The sequence below is a fragment of the Terrabacter aerolatus genome, assembly GCF_007991735.1.
Classification (GTDB): domain Bacteria; phylum Actinomycetota; class Actinomycetes; order Actinomycetales; family Dermatophilaceae; genus Terrabacter; species Terrabacter aerolatus.
The window spans coordinates 135,346-150,723 of the sequence record NZ_BJYX01000007.1 but is presented as its reverse complement, the minus strand read 5'-3'; the positions used below and the strand labels follow the sequence as shown (position 1 = coordinate 150,723).

Annotated in this window: 12 protein-coding genes; 5 read left to right on the top strand and 7 right to left on the bottom strand. The window is 70.2% G+C overall.

The window, feature by feature from the left end; translation table 11 throughout:
• Window positions 1-15: 15 nt before the first annotated feature.
• Window positions 16-402: a response regulator gene (locus TAE01_RS09010; protein WP_186815117.1), complete on the bottom strand. Its 387-nt coding sequence runs from the start codon at window positions 400-402 to the stop codon at window positions 16-18.
• A 531-nt stretch (window positions 403-933) separates the two neighbouring features.
• Here TAE01_RS09010 and TAE01_RS09005 point away from each other — a divergent pair.
• From TAE01_RS09005 to TAE01_RS08990, 4 genes are all read left to right on the top strand, one after another.
• The gene (locus TAE01_RS09005) at window positions 934-3,600 is read left to right on the top strand and encodes a PKD domain-containing protein (protein ID WP_147065573.1); all 2,667 of its coding nucleotides are present in this window, start codon (window positions 934-936) and stop codon (window positions 3,598-3,600) included.
• 384 nt (window positions 3,601-3,984) lie between these two features.
• Window positions 3,985-4,260, top strand: a complete 276-nt coding sequence (locus tag TAE01_RS09000; RefSeq protein ID WP_147065571.1) for a hypothetical protein — start codon at window positions 3,985-3,987, stop codon at window positions 4,258-4,260.
• 174 nt (window positions 4,261-4,434) lie between these two features.
• A complete protein-coding gene (locus TAE01_RS08995) occupies window positions 4,435-6,279 on the top strand; it encodes a hypothetical protein (protein WP_147065569.1) in 1,845 nt (614 codons plus the stop codon).
• Between the two features lie 76 nt (window positions 6,280-6,355).
• A complete protein-coding gene (locus TAE01_RS08990; RefSeq protein WP_186815116.1) occupies window positions 6,356-7,954 on the top strand; it encodes a peroxidase family protein in 1,599 nt (532 codons plus the stop codon).
• A gap of 43 nt (window positions 7,955-7,997) precedes the next feature.
• Here TAE01_RS08990 and TAE01_RS08985 read toward each other — a convergent pair whose 3' ends face one another.
• The 4 genes from TAE01_RS08985 to TAE01_RS08970 all read right to left on the bottom strand — a co-directional run bounded on the left by TAE01_RS08985 (window position 7,998) and on the right by TAE01_RS08970 (window position 12,227).
• Complete coding sequence (locus TAE01_RS08985) at window positions 7,998-8,624, bottom strand: DedA family protein (protein ID WP_147065565.1); 627 nt, start codon at window positions 8,622-8,624, stop codon at window positions 7,998-8,000.
• A gap of 204 nt (window positions 8,625-8,828) precedes the next feature.
• Entirely contained in the window at window positions 8,829-9,761 is a 933-nt protein-coding gene (locus tag TAE01_RS08980; RefSeq protein ID WP_147065563.1) for an acetamidase/formamidase family protein, read from the bottom strand.
• A 2-nt stretch (window positions 9,762-9,763) separates the two neighbouring features.
• Window positions 9,764-11,212 (bottom strand): APC family permease, encoded by a 1,449-nt coding sequence (locus tag TAE01_RS08975; RefSeq protein WP_147065561.1) that lies wholly within the window; start codon window positions 11,210-11,212, stop codon window positions 9,764-9,766.
• Between the two features lie 88 nt (window positions 11,213-11,300).
• Window positions 11,301-12,227, bottom strand: a complete 927-nt coding sequence (locus TAE01_RS08970; RefSeq protein WP_147065559.1) for a proline iminopeptidase-family hydrolase — start codon at window positions 12,225-12,227, stop codon at window positions 11,301-11,303.
• 86 nt (window positions 12,228-12,313) lie between these two features.
• On the opposite strand from TAE01_RS08970, the gene TAE01_RS08965 reads away from it, so the two are divergent.
• Window positions 12,314-13,069 (top strand): FadR/GntR family transcriptional regulator, encoded by a 756-nt coding sequence (locus TAE01_RS08965; RefSeq protein WP_147065557.1) that lies wholly within the window; start codon window positions 12,314-12,316, stop codon window positions 13,067-13,069.
• An 866-nt stretch (window positions 13,070-13,935) separates the two neighbouring features.
• On the opposite strand, the gene TAE01_RS08960 is transcribed toward TAE01_RS08965, so the two are convergent.
• Both TAE01_RS08960 and TAE01_RS08955 read right to left on the bottom strand, forming a co-directional pair.
• The gene (locus TAE01_RS08960; protein WP_147065555.1) at window positions 13,936-14,577 is read right to left on the bottom strand and encodes a dihydrofolate reductase family protein; all 642 of its coding nucleotides are present in this window, start codon (window positions 14,575-14,577) and stop codon (window positions 13,936-13,938) included.
• 174 nt (window positions 14,578-14,751) lie between these two features.
• Window positions 14,752-15,306, bottom strand: a complete 555-nt coding sequence (locus TAE01_RS08955; protein ID WP_147065553.1) for a GNAT family N-acetyltransferase — start codon at window positions 15,304-15,306, stop codon at window positions 14,752-14,754.
• Between the last annotated feature and the right edge of the window lie 72 nt (window positions 15,307-15,378).

The following is a 15,378-nucleotide window of genomic DNA, read 5'->3' as shown; positions in this document are numbered from 1 at the left end:
CCCGGCGCCGCCGGCTCAGTCCGGACCATCCGTCGCGCGACCGTCCCAGGCGCGCCGAACCGCCTCGAGAACCGTCGCGGGGACGGCGTCCTTCACGACGTAGTCCGCCGCGCCCGCCTCGAGCGCAGCCAGCCTGCTCTCCTGCGACGGCTCTCCCGTGAGCACGACCACCCGGGTCCGCGGGAGCTCCCGAACGATACGACGCGTGGCCTCGACGCCGTCGAGACCCGGCATACGGATGTCCATCAGGACGACATCGGGACGCGTCTGCCGCGCGACCGTCAACCCCTGTTCGCCACTCGCGGCGGCCCCGCAGACGTGGAGATCGGGCTCGAGACTGAGCAGCGAGGCGAGGCCGATGCGCATGATCTGCACGTCGTCGACGATGAGTATCCGGACCAAGTCCCCACCACCTTCGCGGCTGTTCGGTTCGTGGCCCTGTCCACGCGGAGCGACAGATGACGGGGCCGCGCCTTCGAGACGCTCTCGATGACACCGACCCCGAGTCCTCCCCATTCTCGCAGCATCCTCTCGGGGCCACGACGACCCACAGGAGGGGTGACGTACCCCCAAAACTGGGGGTTTGACCGCAATGACCACCGCGTGGAAGGCACGTTCCACGCCGTGACCCAGGCCAGGTGGGGCCACGTAGCACGTCCCCGGGCGTCGCGCAGACGGAAGGACGGAGCGGCATCCCCCCAATTCTCGGGGAGGGCGACCCCCCACGGTGGCGCATGTCGCCCGGTCAGGTCGAACCGACCATGGAGTCACATCCCGGAGGGGGATCCTCGTGACGCACGGAGATGACGTTTCGACAAGCACACCGAATCGCCGTGCCCGCCGAGCCTCTTCCCACCTTCACCTGCGACGCCGGTGAAGGAGTCCATCCCACGCCAGCGCGTGCCAGCTCAGCAGAACGGACGGAGGACGGCAATGTTTGATCAACCCGGAGGTGCGCCCACCACGCGCTTCACCAGCAGACCCGGGGCGAAGGGTGGCGGCACCCGACGTCGCCGCCTCGTCTCCGCCCTCGCTGCGATCGGACTCGCTGCCGGCCTCGCGCCGGTGGCGAGCCTTGCCGCGACCGGGGCCGTCGCCCCGCTCGTCGCCCCGGCGGTCAACCCGGTCGTGGCCTCGAGCACGCAGTTCGACATCACGGGCTTCCTGCAGTCGGCCACGCTCGACACGCCCTCCGACCCGCACTCGGGCGGAACGCTCACGGTCAACGGCCACTCCGTCGTCGTCCCGAAGGAGACCATCGTCATCCTCCCGGCGAGCGCCCTGACCTGGCAGGAGCTGTTCACCCACGCACCCGCACCGTACGGTCCGAGCCAGACCGGGCTGGCGCTCGGCGACTCCCCGAAGCCCCTGACCACCTATGAGGTGCACGTCGTGGGCAACCGCGTCATCAACAACAGCGGTGACCGCTACATCGCCGGCCTCGTCCACATCGCTCAGCAGGACCTCAACTCGGGAGCCGGCTACGTCAACTTCATCGACTACGGCACGGGCGAGATGGAGGTCGGCGGGACGCCCGGCATCGCCGGCACCGGCACGCGGGTCCGCATCAACGACCCCGCCGTGGCCCCGTCCACGACGTCCGGCCGCTACGGCCGGGCGATGTCCCCCGACGACCGCTTCCAGGTCGACCAGGACAACCCCACGATCCTGGCCGAGACCGGGTTCCCGATGTGCATCCCGCGCAGCGCTCCGACGCCGACGAACGACGACCCGCTGTGCCCGCAGGCCAACCGGCCCGTCTACACGGGAACCGACACCTCGGGGATCACCCCGCAACCCGCCCTCCCTGCACAGGGCGCGGCCTACACGTTGTTCCGGATGGACTCGCCGGCAGACGTGGACGCCAACACCTGCGCTCGCGGCACCTGCGCCGACCCGCGCAAGCAGGCACCGTTCGAGATCGGTGACTACGTCACCTTCGCCGGCAACCTCGTCCAGGACGGTGGCGCGAACGGCGGCCAGTACATCTCCGCCCACACGATCGTCGCGAGCCTCGGCATCTACACCCAACCGGGCATCGACCCTGCCTACGTGTCGGTGGACGTGTCGCTGATCGGCACGGGCGGCCTCACCGTCTTCGGAGCCGGCGAGGCGGCCGTGCGCACCCGGTTCGAGGGCATGACCACCGACGAGTCGCGCATGATCCGCCTCTACGGCATCGACATCAACCCGGTCACCGGTGCGACGAGCGACCGCGAGTGGGGCACGATCATGCCCGACCCCGGCCCTCCCGGTGGTGCGGTTCGAGGACGCTGGCGGTTCCGGCCCCCCTGCACGGCGACGGTGGCCACGCAGAAGGCCTGCACGCCGCCCCCCGCCGGCCAGTTCATCCCACCGACCCGTGAGGTGCGTGCCGTCGTCGACGGTCTCTCGGAGTTCCTCCCGGGCACGATCAACGCCAACCCGGCGAGCCAGGTCCCCGGCACCCCCGGCGCCAAGACCGCGGCCAACGGCATCTACTACGGGCAGTACCACGCCCCCATCGGCGAGTACATCTTCCCGGAGAACGTGCCCGGCACGCCTGTCCCCGAGAACAACTTCAACGCCATCCCGTTCCTGGCCTACGGCGGCTACACCTCGCTGACCGGCGTCAAGGCAGGAGTCCTGTCGCCGTGGCCGAGCAGCGTCGCCGCGCCCGCAGTCGTCTGCGCCACGCCCACGATCAACGGAGCTCCCTACTCGGTCGCCAGCGGCGCCACCATCCCGCTGTCGGGCAGTGTCACCAACGGTGCATCGAGCCCCGTCACCCTCCAGTGGACCGCCGGGACAAGTCCGGGAGGCACGGATCTCAACGGCGCTCTCACCGGCGCCACGACGACCACACCGACGTTCAAGGCGACGGGACTCGCGGCGGGCACCTACCACCTGACGTTCACGGCCTCGAACACCTGTGGCGTCGCGTCCACGGCGACCACCATCACGGTGCAGCCGGCGCCCCCGCCGACGATCGCCCCCATCCAGAACCAGACGGTGACGGCCGGCAACCTCGTGACGCTGACCGCGTCCAGCAGCTCCCTGCCCGCGCCGACGTGGAGCTGGAGCCAGACGTCAGGCCCGGGCAACCCGGCCCTGACGCAGACACCGGCCGCAACCACCGCCGCGGGGACCTCGCAGCTGAAGTTCACGCCCACCGTCGCAGGCACCTACGCCTTCACGGTCAAGGCGACGAACGCCAACGGCTCGTCTCCCGACACGACGGTGACGGTCACCGTCACGGCTGCGGTGCCGACGAACGTCACCCTGACGCCCGTCGAGTACCGCACGACGAAGCAACGGCTGGTCGTCACCGCGACCTCGACCGACACCACGGTGAGCTCGATGCGGCTCCTGCCGTACCTGACGGAGACGGGCACCATGTTCGACCCGTCCACGTTGGGCGCAGCGAACCTCACGGTCTCGCTCGTCGCGCCGGGCTCGTTCACCGTGACGGCTGTCGGTGCTCCGCCACCGGCCTGCAACCTCGGCGGGACCTATGCCACGCCGTGCGCGCAGACACCGCTGACGGTCAAGTCCCTCAATGCCGCAGGCACGGTGATCGGCACGAGCCCACCGTCGCGGCTGGACAAGATCAGGCAGTAGTCGCGGAACGGCAGCTGTCGGGGTAGCCACCCCCCGACCCCGGCACCTGCCACGCCGTTGCTGCCAGGGCGCTCCCGGCCCTGGCAGCAACGGTCGTGCACGCAACGGTCGTACACGGGGGGCGACCGACCGGAGGAGGCCGGGATGCACCGTGGGGCGCGGATCCGCCCGCTGGCTGCCCTCGTCGCCGGGGTGGCCTCAGGGGTGCTGTGCACGCTGGCGTCTGGCTGTGACGCCGCGGTGGTGGCACCCCAGCCCGTGGCCGCCGCCGCGAGCGCTGCCGGCCCACACGCGTCGGGCCTGGCATCGCGGCCACTGTCCCGGCCTGCGACCTCGCCGACGACCGGGCCGACGACCGGGCCAGCCACCCACGCCGGTCCAGGCGTGGACCACCTCGAGGTCGACAAGTGCTGGACGAACGCCACCGCCACCACGGGTGGGCAGCTGCTGATCAGCGCGAGAAGCTCGGACCCCGCAGCGCGGCTGCAGGCCTATCGCTCGGACGGCACCCTCATCGGCGAGGTGCACAACGGGGGTGGCCAGCGTTACGGCGGCACCGTCTTCGCCTACGAGCGCCACGACCCGGGACCGGTGACGATCCGGAGCAGCAGGGGCGCGAGCATCACCGTCCCGACGACGCCTTTCCGTCCGGAGAACTGAACTGACGCGTGGACCTGGACGGCCGCTTCGAGACGCCCAGCGTCGCCCGACGGACCGTCGCCCGCGACCCCGAGGTTTGCCAGAGCCGGGTGCGCCACCATCGGGTCAATGGTCGCGACACGACGTCGAACGCCCGTGGAGGGTGGCGGTGCACGACCGCTCGAGGGGGGTTCGATGCTCATCCGACGTTTGCTCTACGTGCTCATCGGCGTGCTCAGCATGCTGGCCCTACTCGTGACCACGGACGGCGTGACGGCGCTCGCCAAGGGTGGCGGCGGCCTCGGCGGGGGTGGCGGCGGCCTCGGCGGGGGCGGCACGGCCAAACCCCCGCCCACCCGTCCGGCGCCCGGGGCCGCAGGCGTCACGCGGTCCTTTCCCGCCCTCGTCCCGCCGGTCTTCACCGGCGACCCGTCGCACAGCGCCCTGCACCAGTTCGACGTGACCGGTTTCATCCAGGATGCGACCGTCACCGACAACTGTCCGGCCGGGGTCGACGCGCTCCACGACGGAGGGGAGCTCCTCGTCAACGGGCTGAAGGTCGTCGTGCCGTGCAACTCGGTGATCCAGATGCCGGCCAGCTCGACCACGTGGCGCGGGTTCGTGGACCCGCCTGCCGACCAGCCGTCCCTGCCGATCAGCCTCGAGCAGCTGGGATCGAGCCCGGGAACCTTCCCCTCGTTCGAGATCCACGTCGTGGGCAACACGGTCGCAGGCCGCTACGTCGCCGGGCTCGTCACGGTCTCGCAGCAGTCCCTCAACCAGGGACAGGGTGTCATCACCAGCATCGACTATGCCGCCGGCCAGCTTCACGTCGGCGCGGCGGTGGGTGCCCCGGACCAGGCGATCGTCGAGATCAACGACCCCGAGGGCCGGTTCGGCATCAAGCACAGCGTCGACGCGCGCTTCCGGGTGGACGACCAGAACCCGACGATCCACGCCGCTACCGGCTACCCCATGTGCATCCCTCGCCGGGCTCCCGTGCGTGACGCCGTGACGAACGCGTTGGTCACCGACAACGACCCGCTGTGCCCGCAGGCCAACCGCCCCGCCCCTGTCGCACACCACTGCCGGGACTTCATCGACGACGGTCTCGGGTTCAGTCTGCCCAAGGGCCTCAACCTCGTGCCGCCGAGCGGCAACCCGGCCTTCTGTGGACACTTCGTCATGCCGCCGGCCCCGGATGCCTCCGGCGGCTCGGGTATGCCGTCCGACCCCGACCCGCGCCAGCAGGCTCCGTTCGAGGTCGGCGACTACATCACGTTCGCCGGGACGCTCCTGCGCCCGGCCGGCACGTCACCGAGCCTCGTCTCGGCGCACACGGTCGAGGCCTCGGTCGGGATCTTCACGAGCCACGGGACGCTTCCGAGCTACCTCGCGATCGGCCAGTTCGGGGTGGGCTCGGCCGACCCGTCCGCCGTCTCGGTGAACGGCGCCGCCCAGGAGACCGTCGACCGGATGTTCCTCACCGCGGAGACGACCGACGTGACGACGCCTGTCGACATCTACTTCCCCGACATCGATCCCCGCACGGGCGCCGTGTCGTACCGGTGGATCACCCCGTTCGAGATGTCCGGTGAGTCGAACCCCGAGATCACCCCGGACGGCCCGGGCGCGCCCATCGGCGGCGGCATCACGACCCAGTTCACCGGTCCCCAGTCGCAGCGGGTGCGCCTGCGGGCCCGCAAGGCTCCGCCGGGGCTGCTGACCTCGCCCACCCGTGACGTCCTCGTGGTCAGCCGGCTGCTCTGCAACCCGGACACGACCGGTACGCCGTCCTCGGTGTCGCAGAACTCGACCTACCACAACATCGCGACGTCGCCGGGCTGCCTGACGAGCCAGGTCGTGGCGAACGGGCTCGCGTCCGGCCGGTACGAGGCACCGAACTTCGACTTCATCTTCCCCGAGAACGTCCAGGTCGGCGACACCGTGGTGCCCAACGACCTGTGGGCGCTCGGGTTCCTCAGCAACGGGGAAGGAGGCCCGCACGGCCAAGGACCGCTCTACCCGCCGCCGTGGTGACCGTCAGCAGGACAGCAGCTCGGCATCGCGTCCGACACGCAGATCGGAGGAAGAGATGAGACTGAGACGGCACCCCGTGACGTCAGCCGCGACGAACGGGCCGCACAGCGAGGCAGGGCCTGCTGCCCCGACAGACCCCGGACGGCTGACCCGCCGGAGCCTGCTCGTCAACTCGGCAGGGCTCGCGGTGGTGCCGATGCTGGCGGAGGCGACTGCGTCGGCGCCCGTCCCCGCCGGGAACGTGTCGACCCCGAGCACTCCGGCGCCGCCCCCCAGACCGCTCACCCTCGCCGGGGGCCGCGGTCACGGAGTCGGCGACCCCCGTGGCTCGGACATCGCCGTGACGACCAAGCGGAGCACCCAGGCACGGTTCGGGCTCATGTTCCCCCAGCTCGAGCCGTTCGCCCCCGACGACGACCTGCTCGTCGCCCTGGCCCGCCAGGTGATCGACCCGCGTCCACCACTCGATGACGTCTCCATGAGCAATGACGGCTTCGACAACCCGTACATCCCCGCCGGCTACACCTACCTCGGGCAGTTCATCGACCACGACATGACCCGGGATCCCACGCCACTGCCTCAGCAACGCGTGGACCCGCACGCCCTGCTCAACTTCGACACCCCGTTCTTCGACCTCGGCTCCGTCTACGGACGCGGACCGACGTCGGACCCGCAGCTCTACGACCCGGACTACCCGGGGATGCTGCGGCTCGGACGAAGCCAGGGCGGCCCGGTCGACCTCCCCCGCGCAGCGGACGGCACGGCATACATCGGCGACCCCCGCAACGACGAGAACCTCATCATCGCGCAGCTGCAGATCGCCTTCATCCGGTTGCACAACCAGTTCGTCGCCGCCGGCAACGGCTTCGCGGCGGCGCAGCGTCTGACCCGGTGGCACTACCAATGGGTCATCGTCCACGACTTCCTGCCCCACATCCTCGGCTCGGGTGTCGTCGAGCAGATGCTCCGGAGCGGTCCGCACGGGACGATTGCCGTCGACAACCGCTTCTACCACCCCGACGACAGCCGCCGCCCGATGATGCCCATCGAGTACTCCGTCGCCGCATACCGCTTCGGGCACAGCATGATTCGTGCGGAGTACGAGATGCACGAGAGCACGACACTGCCCGTGTTCGGCCCCGACGGTGGTGACCTGCGCGGCTCGAGGCCGCTCCCGGGCAACGCCTGGGCGGACTGGAACTACTTCTACGAGATCCCCGACGTCGAGGCGCCGGACGACCGCAACATGACGCGAACGATCGACACGCAGCTCTCACTGCCGCTGAGCAACCTGCCGCCCACGGTCGTCGCCCACATCGACGGGGCGATCCTCTCGCTGGCCGAGCGCAACCTCCTCCGGGGCAAGCGACTCGGTCTCCCGGCCGGCCAGGACGTGGCCCGGGCGATGGGGATCCCGCCCATCCCCAACCAACGCCTCGGCCTCGCCGACCCGCGTTGGGGCGGTCGGGCGCCACTGTGGTTCTACGTGCTCAAGGAGGCCGAGCTCGGCGGGGGCTGTCAGCTGGGACCGGTGGGGGGACGGATCGTCGCGGAGGTGATCCTCGGCCTGCTCGCGCGAGACCGCAACTCCTACTTCAACGCGGAGAGGCCGTGGAGTCCGGCGTCGACCCCCTTCTCGATGGGCGACCTGCTCGTCATGGCCGGTGCCGTGTGAGCCCGTCCTCGCCCGTCGCCCTGCCGCGCACGGGGTGGCGACGTCAGCCTGCGAGGACGGCGGGGCGGGAGCCCTTCCGGCCCCGGACCATCGTGACGAGGCCGGGCACCGCGGAGACGACGAGGATCGCGAGGAGGATCAGACCGAGGTTGTCGGCCACGACGGGGATGTCACCGAGCCAGTAGCCCCCGCCCAGCATCAGCGCGGTCCAGAACGCCGCGCCGAGGACGTTGTGGAGCGCGAAGGTGCGGCGGTCCATGCGCACGACGCCGGCCAGGACCGGCGTGAGCGTCCGGGCGAGCGGGACGAACCTCGAGAGCACCACGGCCCGGGCTCCGTGCCGCTCGAAGAGCGCCCGCGCCCCGGCGAGACGGTCCGGGGACAGGAACCTCGACGTGCGGCCCTGCTCCAGCCGGGGCCCGATACGGCGCCCGACGAGGTAGGCCACCTGCCCACCCGCGACCGCGGCGACGGTGACGGCGAGCACGGACAGCCCGACCGGCAGCTTGAGGGCCCCTGCCGCGACGAGCACCCCCGCGGTGACCAGCACCGTGTCGGCCGGCAGGAGGAAGCCGGCGAGCAGCCCGGTCTCGGCGAACGCCACCGCCATGAGCAGGAGCAGGGCGAAGGGGCCGAGCGGGGTGAGCAGGGCGAGCAGAAGGCCGTTCACGGTGCCACCTCGGTGCGTCCGGGGTCGGATGGCGCCTGGTCCGTGGCCGGGTGTCCGCAGGCCGATCCCTCAGGACGAGCGTGGCCGGTCCTGCTGTGCCGACCCCCGCCCGCCCCTGTGCCGCGGCTGTGGGGAGGGACCCGCGCACGCCACCGACCGGCCGAGCGGACCCGCCTCTCCCGACGGCGCGGGTTCGCCTCTGCGTCAAGCCAGTCCGAGGACCTCCTTGGCGATCCGTGCCAGCGTCACCTGGCCCACGGCCCGGAACGGGTGCAGCGGGTCCGGCGCGACCGACCCCGTCGGGCCACCGAGCTCGGTGTGCGCGAGGGCGCTCATGACCGTGTACGCGTCGTGCGCGCCGTAGCCGTGCTCCTCGGTGAGCACGGCGAAGAGGTCCTCGTAGGCGCGGTCGATCGAGTCCTGGACCGGGTCGCCGAGGCCCACGCACACGAGCTCGTCGCCCGTGTCGATCCGCGGGGCGCGCAGCCCCTTGCCCTTGACGAGGTCGACGCTGACCGTGGCGCGGCCGGCGATCTCGATGGCGACGAAGGAGCTCTCGCCGCGGCTCATGACCGCGTGCAGGTCCCCGATGGCGAGCCTGGCCCCCTCGACCTCGACCGGGAGGTAGACGGTGCTGCCGGGCCGGGCGTCGGTGAGGTCCATGTTGCCCCCGGTCGCGTAGGAGGGCATGACGGTCGACATGACGCCGTCCCCGGGTGCCACCCCGATGCAGCCGATCATCGGCGCGACCGGGCAGCTGACGCGGTCGGTGAGCTGGACCGTGCCGTCGCGCACGGGGACCCGACGCACGTACCACTCCTCGCCCATGGGCCTGGCCAGGGCGCCCGCACCCGGGATGTAGACCGACCAGCCGTGCTCGGCCATCTCGATGTCGTGGATCGTCACGGCGAGCGCGTCGCCGGGCTCGGCCCCGACGACGTGGACGGGCCCCGTCACGGGGTTGATCGTGGCCGTCACCCTCGCGAGGTCGCGCAGCTCCTCCATCTGGGCGTATGCCGCGTCGTCCGTCTCGAAGGTGATGCGCTCCCCGGTGCCGGGCTCGACCGTGAGCACCGGCTCGTGGGATGCCGAGTAGTCGGCCTGGGCGTGGTCCTTGGTGATGAGGTGCGCGGTCATGCTCAACCCTTCGGCTCGGAGGCGGTCTGCAGGTGCGCGGTCTCCACGTCGGCTGGACCCGGGGCCGCGTCGGCCCGGTGCTCGGGCAGGATGCCGATCCCCTTGCGGCTGTAGTAGGCGAGCACGGCGACGCCGATGACGAGCCACACGATGCCACCGATCTTGGCGGCGGGCTCGGCGTTCCAGAGGACGAAGCCGATGATCGCGAAGCCGATGATCGGTCCCACCCAGTGCATCAGGATGTTGGACGACCTGCGGCGCACGCCGTAGTAGGTCACGACCGACACGTGCAGCAGGAGGAAGGCGGTCAGCGCGCCGAAGTTCACGAGCGAGCTGATGAGGCCGATCTGGCCGACGAAGAAGAGCCCGAGGACGAGGGTGATGCCGGCGACGAGGAGGATGGCTCGCTCGGGGACCTTGCTTCGGGTGTTGATGTGCGCGAGGAAGCGCGGGAGCTGGCCGTCGCGGCTCATCGAGAAGAGCAGTCGGGAGGTGGCACTCTGCGCCGCAACGGCATTCGCGATGCCGACTGCGAGCGCGTTCATCGCCAGGAACGCGATCTGCCACCCGTTGTTGCTGATCCGGCCGACGATGTCGAAGAACGCGTTGCCTGCCTCGGCGTCGGGGAAGGAGGTGGTGTCCGGGATGAGCATGCCGGCGAGCCAGGTCTGGCTGACGAAGAAGAACGCGACGAGGAAGAGTCCGCCGATCATGGCGATGCCGGCCGAGCGGTGGCCGCCCTTGCTCTCCTCCGACAGGGTGGCGATGCCGTCGAAGCCGAGGAACGACAGCACCGCGATCGACAGCGCCGTCCCGACGAGCGGCGCGGAGAAGTGGGCGGCGTCGAAGAGGGGTTTGGCGGTCACGTGCGCGCCGCCGGTGCCGTGGGCGATGGCGACGACGGCCATGACGGCGAAGATGACGAGGAAGAGCACCTCGGCGGTGAGGAAGAGCCGGTTGACGACGGCCGTGAAGGAGATGCCGACGTAGTTGATCGCCGTGTTGACGGCGAGGAAGAGCAGGATCCAGGCCCACTTCGGCACGGCGGGGAAGATGCCCGACATCGACTCCGCGGCGAAGACGTAGAGCAGCGTGGGCACGAGCAGGTAGTCGAGCAGGATCGTCCATCCGGCGATGAAGCCGAGCTTGGGGTGGATCCCGCGACCGACGTAGGAGTAGACCGATCCGGCGATGGGGAAGGCGCGGCTCATCTGCGCGTACGACAGGGCGGTGAAGATCATCGCGACGAGACCGATGAGGTAGACGAGGGGCACCATGCCCTTGGCCTCGTTGTAGACCGTCCCGTAGATGGCCCACGGCGCGATGGGCACCATGAAGACGAGCCCGTAGATGAGCAGGTCGGTCGTGGACAGGCCGCGGTTCAGCTCCTGCTTGTAGCCGAACTGGGTGAGGTCTCCCTCACCCTGGACGTGACGATCTGGGGTGGACATGCGTGACCTCCGGGTCGGGTGGGCGCGCGGCGGCGGGGCGCGGGCGAGTCGGTGGGGATCGGTCGGGATCGGTGGGGATCGGTCGTGATCAGTCGTGCTGGCCCAGGAAGGACTCGACGACCTCGAGGAAGGCCTCGGGCTCCTCGACGTGCGGCATGTGGCTGGAGTCGGGGAAGACGTGCGACCGCACGTCCGGGATGCGGTCGACGAAGGGCTCCCACACGGCGGGCATGGCCTCGTCGTGCGCGCCGGCGACCACGAGCGTCGGGACGCGTATGCCGTCGAGCCGGTCGACGACCGACCAGTCCTTGAGCGACCCGACGACGTGGAACTCCGAGGGCCCGTTCATGGTGTGGTAGACGGTCGGCTCGGCCTCGATCTGGGCGAAGGAGTCGGTCACCTCGGGCGGGTTGGGCACCACCCGGCATACGTGCCGGTCGTAGAAGACCTTCTCGGCCGCCGCGTACTCCTCGGAGTCGGTCGTGCCGGCCTCCTCGTGCTCGAGCAGCGTCTGCTGCACGGCGTCCGGCAGCTGGGCGCGGAGCGTGTTGGCCGCCTCGAGCCACAGCGCCATCGAGGCCGGCGAGTCGCAGATGGTCAGGCTGCGGATGCCCGTGTCGTCCGCGAGGACGACCTCGGGGCCGAGCATGCCTCCCCACGACTGACCGAGCAGGTGGAAGCGCCGGTCGATGCCGAGCGCCTGCACGAGGTTGCGCAGCTCGTCGACGAACAGCTGTGGTGTCCAGAAGTCGGCGGGGGCCTCGGGCAGGTGGGTGCTGCCACCACAGCCGAGCTGGTCGTAGTGGATGACCGAACGCCCTTGGCACGCAAGGTTGGCCATGGTCAGCGTGTAGTTGTGGGCGGCGCCGGGGCCGCCGTGGAGCACGACGAGGGGCGCCCTCTCGGCGTCGGGGTCCAGCTCGCCGGTGACCCGGTACCACGTCCGGTGCCCCCTGAAGTCGACCTCACCCTCGGTCGTGGGGTCGGGGAAGCGCGCGTCGCGCGTCGTTGCCATGGATCCTCCTCGGTGACCGGACACAGTCGACCATGCAAATGGTCTGCTGACAAGACCTTTCTCGCCGGGACGCCTAGACTCCTCCCGTGGACAGTCATCGGGAGCCGGGGGACGACCGGGAGGCCGTCGCCCTCCTCGGTGGCGAGCCGCGCACCAAGGCCACGACCCTCACGGACCGGCTCGTGACGGCCATCGCCGTCGGGGAGTACTCCCCCGGTGAACGCCTCCCGTCCGAGCGCGACCTGGCCGCCTCCCTCGGCGTCAGCCGGCAGACGGTGCGCCAGGCGCTCCAGCAGGTGACCGAGCTGGGACTCATCGAGACCCGCCGCGGCCGGTCCGGCGGTGCCTTCGTGGCGCAGGTGTCGTGGGAGGACGTCGCTCCCGACGTCGCCCGTCGCACGCTCGAGACCGAGATCCCCCGACTGCTCGACCTCTACGACTACCGCTGCATGGTCGAGGGCATGATCGCGCGAGCCGCCGCGGAGCGTCGCACCGACGGCGACGTGGCCGCCCTCGAGAAGGCCCTCGAGGAGTTCCGGGCGGCCACGTCGATGACCCAGGCGCGCAACGCGGACCGCCGGCTGCACGGGCTCGTCACGGCGGCCGCACGCAACCCGCACCTCAGCTCGCTCAGCGCCCACCTGACTGCCGCAGCCACCCTCGGCTTCGGCGTCGAGCCCTACACCCCGGAGTTCTACGACGAGGCTCTGGCCCAGCACACGGAGCTCGTCGGGCACGTCGTGCGCGGTGACGCCGAGGCCGCCAACCGCAGCGCCCAGCACCACTTCACCCTGACGCTCGAGACGATGCAGGCCGGCCTGCGTCGCGCCCAGGGCTCCTGACGCCGCCGACCCGGGCCTGCTCCCAGCGCGGCCCGGCCGCGGATCCAGTCGTCGTCACCGGGATGCAGTCCCGCGTGGGCGCTGGTCCCCACCGCCCCTGGCGCGAGACCTACCCGGGTTGGTGGGACCACTCGAGCCGCTCGGTCAGCAGTGGGAGCCCATGGGTCACTTCCCGGTCTACCAGGTCCTGCTGCGCGGCCCGACGAAGATCGAGTACCTGTTCCTCAGCGAGTCCCAGCATCCCGTTCCGTCCCCGGCTCCCAGCGCAGAGACCCTGGCGTCGATCAACACGCATTCTGGGACTGGATCTGGTGGATCACCACCAAAGGCAGCGATCGCCCGGTTCGACCTCGTGTCGGAGCATCTGACCCAGCTGCACGCCCACCTCCTGCGACCCATGGGTGTCGAGACACCTCCCGCCGACATCGCGGCCGCCGTCGAGGCCTTCGTCTCGAGACGAGACGCGCTGGAGCAGACGTTCGGCGTCTCCGTCGACCGCGCTCTCGAAGAGGAGGTCCGTCGCAGCATCGACCGCGTCCTCGCCCCCGGCAGTCGAACTGACGCCTCTCCGGCGCGGGGCCGTCTGACCGCCGGACCCCATGGCCAGACGGCCGGAGGGCCCCCGACTGGCAGCTCTGCTGTTCGGGGGCCTTTCCGAGCAGGTGGCTGGTGAAGGATTCGAACCTTCGTAGCTCTCGCGACGGATCCACGGTCCGCAGGTGACCGTGGCATCAATGCTGTTCAGCGAGTTGCACTGTCGTTCATCCGACGGTGTCGCTCGGGCCCTCATGACGTGCGTCAGAACGGGCCGAGGATCTGGGTATCGAGAGGCCTTCCGGACGTGAGGCAGGTCATCGGACTCGCCGCTAGCGCGCGAAGGTGACGTGGATGGTGCCGCTCTCTGCGGTCTCCGAACTGACCGTGTAGGACTCCTCGAGCCTGCGAAGGTCGGACCAGAGTCGAGGACCGGTGCCGAGGAGTACCGGCGCGATGGCAACGTGCAGGTGGTCGACGACTCCGGCTCGCAAGAACGCGCGCGCGGTCCCGACTCCTCCGCCAACCCGCACGTCCAGTCCTCCCGCGGCATCGAAAGCCTCAACGAGGACACGTTGAATGCTTCCGCCCCGGAAGTGGAAGACAGTGCCACCCTCCATCGGGATGGAGGGCCGCGGCGCCGTGTGCGTCAGGACGTAGACCGGGGAGCCGAACGGTGGGCGGTCGCCCCACCAGCCCTTCCAGTCAGGGTCGGGGTTGGCGTGGAGCCCGAACATCCCTGCGCCCATGATCTCTGCGCCGACACCCTCGAACTGGGCCGCCGCATACCGGTCGTCGACACCAGTGGTGCCGCCACCGCTGGTGTCTCCGAAGACGCGTTCGCGCATCGTCCGGGTCGCGACATGCGCCTCGGTCAAGAGGTTCCAGTCGGCGCCCATGGGGTGCTCCGGGCTCGGTTCGCCGGCCGTACAGCCGTCCAACGAGGCGAACATGTCGATGCGGACCCGAGTCACAGCTTCTCCTTTGTCGGGTTGCCGACTGAGGCATCTCCCCAGTCGTCGGTCATCACTTCCTGGGCGGAGATCCCGCCGTGAACTCCAGGAGCCAGTGGCAGCACGCTGAAGGAGGACGGTGGACGATCGGGCACGGAACGAAGTGGTCAGTGCGCTCCAACCGCGACGTCGTTCTCACTCCCCGGACTGAGCGGCTCGCTGAGGTCGTGCGACGTCAGCGCGAAGTGGGACGAGCGGGATCTCGCGGTTGGAGTAGTGGGGAGCCTCGAACGCGTACTCCTTCTCGGCCCAGTAGCGGAGCGCGCGATACAGCGTGGCGTACTGACCTCGGGCGTAGGCGCCGGGGGTGACCCACCAGGAGATGTCGACATCGCAGTCGAGCAGCTGCTCGGTGAGCGGGGTGCGACATCCCAGCGGTGCCAAGTAGCAGCAGCCGACGTAGCCGCCCGCCTGGTCGTAGACAGCGTAGGTGAACGAGGTCTGCTCCCGGAACTCCTGCTCGTGCCAGACGAGGTCGACGTAGTTGTGGTCCTCGCTGACCGGCTCGGTCGGCCAGCCGCCACCGCGTGTCCTGCGAATGAGCTCGATGCTCTGGTTGATGCCGCGAACGTCATCATCGAGGTCTGCGCGGCTGATCGCGCGCGCCTCGAGCTCTTCGAACCAAAGCCGCGACGGAGCCGCAAAGCCCGGCGGAAGTCGTAGCGGCTTGATGAATCGGGCGTAGTTCACGACGGTTCCTTCCTGTCATTGGCGCATCCTCGTGCCGTGCGCCCCGGAGGTCGACCAGGTGTACTGATGCCC